The sequence below is a fragment of the Marivita sp. genome (assembly GCF_020055635.1).
GTDB lineage: Bacteria > Pseudomonadota > Alphaproteobacteria > Rhodobacterales > Rhodobacteraceae > Marivita.
The window spans coordinates 1-8,412 of sequence record NZ_JAIPUT010000101.1 but is presented as its reverse complement, the minus strand read 5'-3'; the positions used below and the strand labels follow the sequence as shown (position 1 = coordinate 8,412).

General features: G+C 57.1%; 7 protein-coding genes and 1 pseudogene. 2 read left to right on the top strand and 6 right to left on the bottom strand.

Annotated elements, in window-relative coordinates; translation table 11 throughout:
* Nucleotides 1–173 precede the first annotated feature (173 nt).
* Nucleotides 174–854, top strand: a complete 681-nt coding sequence (ispD, locus tag LCF60_RS22535) for a 2-C-methyl-D-erythritol 4-phosphate cytidylyltransferase (RefSeq protein WP_292294788.1) — start codon at nt 174–176, stop codon at nt 852–854.
* Between the two features lie 94 nt (nt 855–948).
* On the opposite strand, the gene LCF60_RS22530 is transcribed toward ispD, so the two are convergent.
* The 6 genes and pseudogenes from LCF60_RS22530 to LCF60_RS22505 form a co-directional block, all read right to left on the bottom strand.
* Complete coding sequence (locus LCF60_RS22530) at nt 949–1,956, bottom strand: response regulator (protein ID WP_292294787.1); 1,008 nt, start codon at nt 1,954–1,956, stop codon at nt 949–951.
* 276 nt (nt 1,957–2,232) lie between these two features.
* A complete protein-coding gene (locus LCF60_RS22525; protein WP_292294786.1) occupies nt 2,233–2,814 on the bottom strand; it encodes a hypothetical protein in 582 nt (193 codons plus the stop codon).
* 6 nt (nt 2,815–2,820) lie between these two features.
* A complete protein-coding gene (locus tag LCF60_RS22520) occupies nt 2,821–3,357 on the bottom strand; it encodes a pilus assembly protein (protein WP_292294785.1) in 537 nt (178 codons plus the stop codon).
* Nucleotides 3,354–5,231 (bottom strand): Tad domain-containing protein, encoded by a 1,878-nt coding sequence (locus LCF60_RS22515; RefSeq protein WP_292294784.1) that lies wholly within the window; start codon nt 5,229–5,231, stop codon nt 3,354–3,356. Before LCF60_RS22515 ends, LCF60_RS22520 begins: the two co-directional genes overlap by 4 nt.
* Before the next feature lie 602 nt (nt 5,232–5,833).
* Nucleotides 5,834–6,007 (bottom strand): annotated as a pseudogene (locus LCF60_RS22510) (IS1380 family transposase); the annotation flags it as partial.
* A 40-nt stretch (nt 6,008–6,047) separates the two neighbouring features.
* Nucleotides 6,048–7,793, bottom strand: a complete 1,746-nt coding sequence (locus tag LCF60_RS22505; RefSeq protein WP_292294783.1) for an ABC transporter ATP-binding protein — start codon at nt 7,791–7,793, stop codon at nt 6,048–6,050.
* Between the two features lie 295 nt (nt 7,794–8,088).
* Here LCF60_RS22505 and LCF60_RS22500 point away from each other — a divergent pair.
* Nucleotides 8,089–8,412 (top strand): hypothetical protein (locus LCF60_RS22500; RefSeq protein WP_292294782.1); only part of this gene is annotated, 324 nt, incomplete at its 3' end.

Sequence of the window (8,412 nt, the reverse complement as noted above, 5' to 3'; positions counted from 1 at the left end):
CGCGTCTTCAGCAGGAACTGGGACCGGAAAATCAGGCGGCGCTGCGTCTGATCCGATGGCGGCCAGGCGCAAGCGCGCGTATCAACAGGCGATAGAGTTCCGGTCGGACATTCGAAGACAGGGACACGAACTTGAGCCGCAGAGACGACACGCTTGCCTGAGAGGACGCCTTCATGACCAATGCCGCGCTGATCGTGGCCGCCGGCCGTGGCAGCCGGATGATGCGGGACACGCCCAAGCAATACCTGCCTTTAGCAGGTCACGCGGTGCTGTGGCACACGGTGCAGGCATTTCTGGCATCGCCTGACATTGACCAGCTCCGCGTCGTGATCCACCCCGGGGATCAGGCGCTCTATTATGCCGCGATGGCGGGAATTGATGATCTGCGCCTTCGTGAACCCGTTTCGGGCGGCGCATCACGGGCAGCCTCGGTGCGGCTGGGGCTGGAGGCGTTGCAGACCGACAGGCCGGACCATGTGCTGATCCACGACGCCGCGCGGCCCTTCTGTTCGCCGGACCTGATCGCCGCGGTCCTGGCACCGCTGGCAGAGGTCGGCGGGGCTTTTGCAGCGCTGCCTGTCGTGGATGCGCTATGGAAAGCCGAAGGGTCGGAGGCGCTGACACCCGTGTCGCGCGAGGGCTTGTGGCGAGCGCAGACGCCGCAGGGCTTTCGCTACGCTGCCATTCTCGCGGCCCATGCCAATGGCGATGCCGATGCGGCGGATGATGTAGAGACCGCCCGCAAAGCGGGGCTCACCGTGCATGTGGTCGAGGGGTCAGAGGACAATTTCAAGATCACCCTGCCCCGCGATCTGGCCCGTGCAAGGCTGTTGATTGCGGACCGACGCCATTGATCGGATAAGGTCTGCATCAGATCATCTGTATCATGCAGCAAACCCTTCACCAAGGACGAAGCGAATGATGGAAATTCCCGGCTACTTCCATGGGTCAACACAACCTGAATGTGTCATCGGCACTCCCCGCAACCACAAGCCTCAGACCCCTTGAGGTCGCATACGTACGCGCACCCCCCATATTGGCTTTACGTCCCAAACGGAGTTCCGCGCGCCCAATGGCTCGGTCGAAAGTCTTACGCACTCGCTGTTTCTTGCTTGTGTTCGGTCGGATCGGATTGCTGATCGCCACATCCAAAAAGACCCCCAGCCCGTCGTCAAATTCGAGGGCCTTTTCGTTTAGCGCATTCGAAACACTTTCTTCGAGTTGAACCGAGGCTTCGAGGCGCGACTTGTCGGTCACGACGAGAAAAGCACCATCGCCGCAATAGGCCACCATACAGTCATACTTATGGAACTCGCTCGCAATGACCCCAGCGATCTCGGATAGAAGAAAACTTAGCTCCTGCGGCGAAGTTCTCTCCAAAATGTATCCGAATTGCATCAACTTCACTGCTACGACTTGACGGGATTCCAAGCCTGCAAGCGAAAGATGCGTCAAGTAATTGCAGAGCGCCGTGTAGTCGATGAGGTCATCGATCTCATCTAACTTGATTTTCTCAAGTCCGTTTTTCGACTTCAGGTTAAGTGGCGGATACTCCACCTTGTTAACCCTTTTATTATGACGCTTCTCGTTGAGTTGAGCAATCGACCGCAGCCTCATTTCGAGCTCGATCATGTCAAACGGTTTGTTAACATAATCGATCGCTCCGGCACGGAACGCTGCATCGGCGGACTTCTGATCACGCAAAGCGGTCATCATGACCACTGGAATGTCTGAAGACCGGGCATCGGACCGGATAAGTCGGCAGAGCTCGATCCCAGTGATTTTCGGCATATTGATGTCGAGCAAAATGCAGTCGAACTCGCTAGTCCCGTCAAACTGTTTCATGACGCGATGTCCGTCGCTTACTAATGTGACGTCCGTATATCCAAGATCCAAGAGCATTACCTCAAGAAGCTCGATCATGGTCGGGTCGTCGTCAACGGCGAGAATTCTCATATTACATACCTCCCAATAATGGCAGTGTCGAAAACCATTCAGAAACACTCAGACCCGGAAGGGACAGCCCATCTTGCTAAGCAAACTCCAAACAAAGTGGTAAAAGATCTGGCAAGATTGAGTAATTTCGAAGACCCTGCTGCAGCATCGTGTTTGAATCATCGACTAGCGCCAGCAGTAGAAATATCGTGCAGCGTGCCGGACTTTGAGTAGTATAAGGGCTCCCCGACAACGCACAGGACGGTCTTGATTGAACTTAGTAAAAGCGCCCAAGCCTCAGGCGGTGCCATCGGTTGACTCCGAGCCATCGGACCAGATGAGCTGCGGCGCAAACCGTGGACGGGTCACCGTCATGTTGTAGAACAGCTCACTGGGCAGATAGCCGTCGATGTTGAAAGGTGCTTCGTATTCAGTATGCGTCTCGACCACAACGATCGTCTCGTTGTCGAGCAGGGTCGGCAAACGATTGGTCAGGTTCGCCAGTTCCGTGGCCTGCATGCTGGTGAACTTCCCCCTGCCCTGCGACCATTTGATATCATAGCTGTTGTCATCGGCATCGTATTGCACGGTGGTCAACCGCAGCGAGTAGTGGCTGCCCGACCGGGTCAAGAACTCCAGCGTGGACACCATACCATCTAGAAACGCAGGGGTAACCGCATCGGTCTGCCGCGAGATAGCATCCGAGATTGTGTAGGCGGCCTTGGTGTTCATCGACTTGTAGCGGAAGGCGTCGAAGAACGAATAGGTTGCCGTCAACAAGAGCACCAGGAAGGGCACGAAGATCACGGTCTCGATTGAAATGTTACCGTCCGTCCCCCGCACAAAGGAGTTGATACGTCTATGAAGCGATTTCAGCATGGCGGGTTACCTCGGCTCCTGAACGAAGGCGGATTGCACAACCATCATGGCATAACCCTCGTCATCTATATCCATCGCAGCGGCCAGCGGAGTGGCCGGGAAGATCGGATTGTACTTGAAACAGACACGCAGGAGCATCAGATCGTTGTCCTGACCCGGATTGAACTGGCGAACCGGGCGTGGCTCCTCGCGTGCGTTTATGCAGTCCGGAACGCCGGACAGAGGGGCAAAATTCGTCGGGTCCACCTGCTTCATTTCCAGCATTAGGTTGGATTCGCACTCTTGGAGGATGCCCGCCTCCTCGCAGATTGCAGTGCGCACGGCCTCGAAACTCGGCACATCACCCGTGTTCAGCCGGATGTCGCGCACGGCAATTTCGACCGATCGCTCCAGCATCGCGTGACGGATGTTGATGTTCGATAAATCAACCGAAGCAGCCAGGATCGTGATCAAAATCGAGAACTGAAGAACGAACTCAATGGTGGCCGATCCGCTCTCGTCACGACAGAAGCGTGAGGTCAGGCTTTTTAGACTTGTTGTCATTGGATTAGCCTCAGGTTGTTGATTTGACGTGCCACCATGTCGAACGCATCCGAGATCTCTGATCCGTGGACATGGAAGAAATGGCTCACCGAAGATGCGCATTCGCGCATATCGCTGGCTGCCGCGGCGTCAGTTTCGAAAGCAATGGTGAACACCGTAACACCCAGCTGTTTGGCCAGGTCGCACTGGGCCAGCAGGTTCGATACGTTTCCCGACTGGCTCGCGAAGGTGTAATGAGCACCCGACCCCTGGTTGTCCAGTTCGACCTCGCCATTGATTGCTGCCCTCGGATCGTTCGGCCGATATTGATCGGTTGTTTTGCCGTCTGTCATCACGACGATGTATTTTTCGGTTTCCGGATCATTCCAGTCGATCGGACGGCCATTGAATTCAGGATCTACCAGCCCCTCCGAGATCAGATAGCTCACGCCGTCGCGGTTAGAGGGATCAAGTAGCGCCAGCGCGTATTTCATCCCGTATTGAAGCCCGGTCCCGTCATACATCGGCATGCCGTCGATATAATCGACAAGCGCCTGGCGGTCGGAAGAATAGTACTGAATGGTCGCATCCTCGCCGGGGCACCAGCCCCATTGCATCACCGTCGGTTCGATATCCCAAAACATGAAGTGCGGAACGTAATCCTCGGATACCGGGAGTTCGGTTGTCAGGAACTCGTGATCGTAGATCTCGACGCAGGAGGACGGCATGTTGACGTTCTGGCCTGAGTCACCCGTGCCGCCAGTCTCCGTTGTTTCTCCGGATGTTTGCTCGTCTGCGCTGGGTTCGGGGTTCGGGCTGACATAATTTGCGGCCCAACTATCAAAATCGATGCTCCCGTATTGGAAGGTCTTGCCAGGGATCTTGCCAGTGTTCTTGGTTGGCCCAACATCTGAGTTTGGTCCGTTCTGATCGCCCTTCACCTGGAAATAGCGGGTCGTCTGCTGTCCGCCCTTGATCGAAATGCCAAGAAACTGTTCGGAAGACGTGATTCTGGGATCATTGGCCATCGCATAGGCCACCGCTCCGGCGAAGAAGTCATCCGCGTCACGCGGCGCGCCTTCGGGGAAGCCTTCAATCTTGTGCGCCCCGTTGTAAATATTGTCGCCATCGGTGTCGAAATAGATCACCACGTTGGAAATCGCCTGTTCCCAGGGATCAAAATAGTCCGGCGCCGGCGCTGGCTCTGTCGTTTCTTCCGTCGTCGTGTCGGAGGTTTCTGTCTCCGTCGCCCCAGTTTCGTCGGCAGTATCCTCCTTCTGGATCTTGGGACGTTCACCCCGGAAGAAGTCGAACAGGGTATCGCCCGGATTCACATGCCCCGCAAACGGCACGAGATTAAGCGTGGTGACACCCGACGAGTCCTCGGACATGACTTTGTTCACGAAAGCCTGCGCCGCAGGTTTCGTGTTGGTCATCCGATCATTGTATCGCATTGATCCCGAGATATCGAGCACGAGCGAAATCTCGACATTTTCGATGCGCTCATCGGCCGTGCTGAGGGCTAACGACGTTAACGTGTCAAAGCCAGACATGCGCATGAAGAAGGTGTCCATGTCGACTGACCCACCCGCTGAAACCGTGCGCGCATTCAGCGCAGAGTCGATAGACACGCTGCTGAGCGCCGAGCCAAACCCAGCCCTGCCCAGGTAATCCTCGACCACAAAGGCCGGGTCCTGGACCTGGTCGAGATCCGCCGCGGAAATCACCGCGCGGTCCAAGGTGCTTTGCAAGGCGACACGCGTTGATTCTTGACGCATTAGGTCAACAGCGGCCCCAACGCTGAGCAGGATCATGACCACCATGAACAAGGAGAAAATTGTCACCGTCCCGTCATCTGACCGGAGACTATCCCGGAACGTTTTTCTATGTTTCATAAGTCACTCTCTTTGTAGGTTCGATGCACATTAATCAGAGGCACACCCGCAGGTGATATTTAAAAAATGGATTTCTTCTTGAAGTCAGAATGCACTTAGTATTTTCTGCTACGTATTGAGCAAACATCCTTTCTTCTAATTTCTCCCTGCATTGTAAATTTAGCCCACATCGCCCCACGGCGTAAACTTGACGTAGTTTTTTTTGAATTTTCAAGCATTAGATGGAAACGCAGTCTGATTAAGACTTCCGTTTGTCGAGCCAGCCGTATTTTCGTCGCCATGTTCGCGACTTGCCATAATTAATCCTTAATTACCCCAAATTTGCCACAATTCGCGTTTTCTTATCGAATAGTATTCGAATCAGTTCCCGTTATATTGAAATCTATCTCTACCCAATCCGATATTCCCCAAGTGACCTACCGCCTGATGTCGAGATCGTCTGATTTTGCCAGTTTAACTGGCTATCCCCCGAGTGGTGTCTGCGGTCGCGCAAACGCCTGTAGCTGGGCGGATCGGGCCGTGAATCGGCATCATCCTGCGGCAGCAACCGCGTTTTTCAGCCCGTCGGACAAACCTGTGGAGCCATTTTCGCGGCCTTTGGGTCAGGATCGTAACCATGCACATAGCGGCGGCGCTCGAAGTCGGCGTATAACGGCCAGGATGGCTCGGACCATCGGACCGGTGACGGCTACTTCCGCCAGTTGGAAGGTGATGGCGCGGACGTGACACACGACACGAGCGCCGATCTTGATCAGCTTGAGTTCGAGGCTGGTCAGCTTCAGGCAGCTGTCCCGCCTGAGACAGTCCGGCACATCATTACCCGTAGCTCTGCCGCTGCGCGCCGTACATGCCGGCATAGAGCCCTTCCTGCGCCAGAAGGTCGGCATGGGTGCCCTGCTCGACCACGCGACCGGCATCCAGCACGTAAATCCAGTCGGCATGGGTGATCGCCGACAGACGGTGCGCCACGATGAGGGTGGTCTTGCCTTCGGACAGGCGATTCAGCGCGCGCTTGACCTTGTCCTCGGTCTTCTGGTCGAGCGCCGATGTCGCCTCGTCCAAGAGCAGAATCGGGGATTCCCGCAGGAAGGCCCGCGCGATCGCGATGCGCTGTTTCTGCCCGCCCGAAAGCTGGCTGCCCTTGGGACCCAGTGGCTTGTCTCCGCGCGCATCCATCAGCTCGGCGATCTCGGCAGCTTCGGCGGCGGCGCGCACCTGGTCATCGGTTGCATCGGGGCGCACGTAGCGGATGTTGTCGGCCAGCGAGCTGTTGAAGATCACGATGTCCTGCGCCACCACCGAAAACGACGAGCGCAGCGCCTTGATCTTGAGGCTGCCGATCGGTGTGCCCCCGATTGTCACCTTGCCCGATTGCGCGTCGTAGAGCCGGGTCAGCAGGCTGAGCACCGTTGTCTTGCCCGATCCGGTCGCGCCGACGATGGCGGACACCTTGCCACCTTCGAAGCGCATCGAAAGATCCTCGAACAGCGGATATTCCTTGTCATAGCTGAAGGTCACGTCTTCCAGCGCGATGTCGCCGGAGCGGTCGAAATCCTCATGCGCATCGGGGGCATCGGTGATTTCCGGGGTTTCCCGGTATAGGCTGCGGATGCCGTCGAGCAGGATCAGGTTGGCCTGAAGCTTGGCAAAGAATCCCGCCAGCGTGCGCGCCGGATCAAAGATCAGCGCCAGCCCCAGGAGATAGGCGATGATCCCTGCCCCATCGAGGCCGAAATCCCCCGACAGCACCATGTAGCCGCCGCCGCCGATCACCAGAACGTAGACAAAGGCCGCCATCATGTCGATCGCCGGCATCACCAGCGCCTGCGCCGATTGCAGCCGGATCGAGATGTTGCGGATGTTGTCGGTGGCGCTGACCAGCCGCGCCCGCTCCACCGGCTCCTGCCCGGCGATCTTGACCGTGCGCATGCCCGACGACATCTCGTCGATGCCGGTCATGTAGGCGCCAAGCGCGTTTTCCGCCGTGGACTGGATGTGCTTGATGCTCGAGGACACGTGCTGCAGCAGCAGCAGGATCGTCGGCAGGATGATCAACGCCGCGGTAAACAGGAGCGGCGACTTGTAGATCAGGTAGCCCGACACGATCAGGATGGTGGCCGCATCGCGCACCGCGTTCACCGTCGCCTGCCCCACGAACTGGCTCAGCGCCTGGGACTGGTTGACCAGCCGCAGGATCAGTTCGCCCGACTGGGTGCGCTCGAAAAAGGCCAGATCCAGCGTCATCAGGTGGTCGATCAGATCGCGGCGCATCTTCATCACCGCGTCGGAGGCCAGCCAGACCGACAGGCGCGGGATGAGATAGGACATCAGCGCACGCGTGGAAAAGAGCGCAAAGACGATGCCGCAGACCCGCACCAGGTCGGTCAGCGCGCCGCTCTCGAAGATCACTCGCAACCCGTCTTCGGTCAGCGCAAGGAACTGCTGGTAGACCACACCCTGAATCATGATCATGCCCAGCACCAGCACCAGCCAGGGTGTCTTGGATTTCAGGTATTCATGCCAGAACCACGCGATGTTCACGCGGTCCAGCTCGCTGAACATCGGCCGTTTTTCCTTGGCAGTCTCAGAGGGGGTCGAAGGAGAAGGCGCGGCCATGCAGGGTTCCGATCAGGTCTTCCGCCCTGCCTCTACAGCGATTTCCCGGGCAGGTCAGCCCCCTGTTGCTACGACCGCAGAACCTTCTCGATCAGAACCGTCCCATACCACTTTGGAACATACAAGTCTGCCAAAGTGACCAGTTATGTCTCCAACATTTGCCTTCAGGGGTCCGACAGCCTCCAAACCTTGGCTATTGGGTAGCATTTTGCTATCTAAGAATGGCCTAGGAGAGACGAGCATGGCACAATCCGTGAAACTTGCCGACGACGTAATGGCGTTTGTCCGCCGCGAGGCGGAACTGCATAGCCGGTCCGTAGCCGGTCAGATAACTCACTGGCTGAAAATCGGACGGGCGATCGAGCACTCTGGCAGCTTCGATTATGCCCGCATCACTGCTGCACTCGAAGGCAAGCTCGACACGACCCAATTGGCGAAGAACGAAGACGTCGCATGGCTCGATGCCTTCACCGACAAGATGGCGCAACCCTCACAAAATGAAGAGTCCTTCTTCGCCCGGCGCCAGACACTCGGCCGGGGCGTTGACCTCGATGCTGGTGGCAAC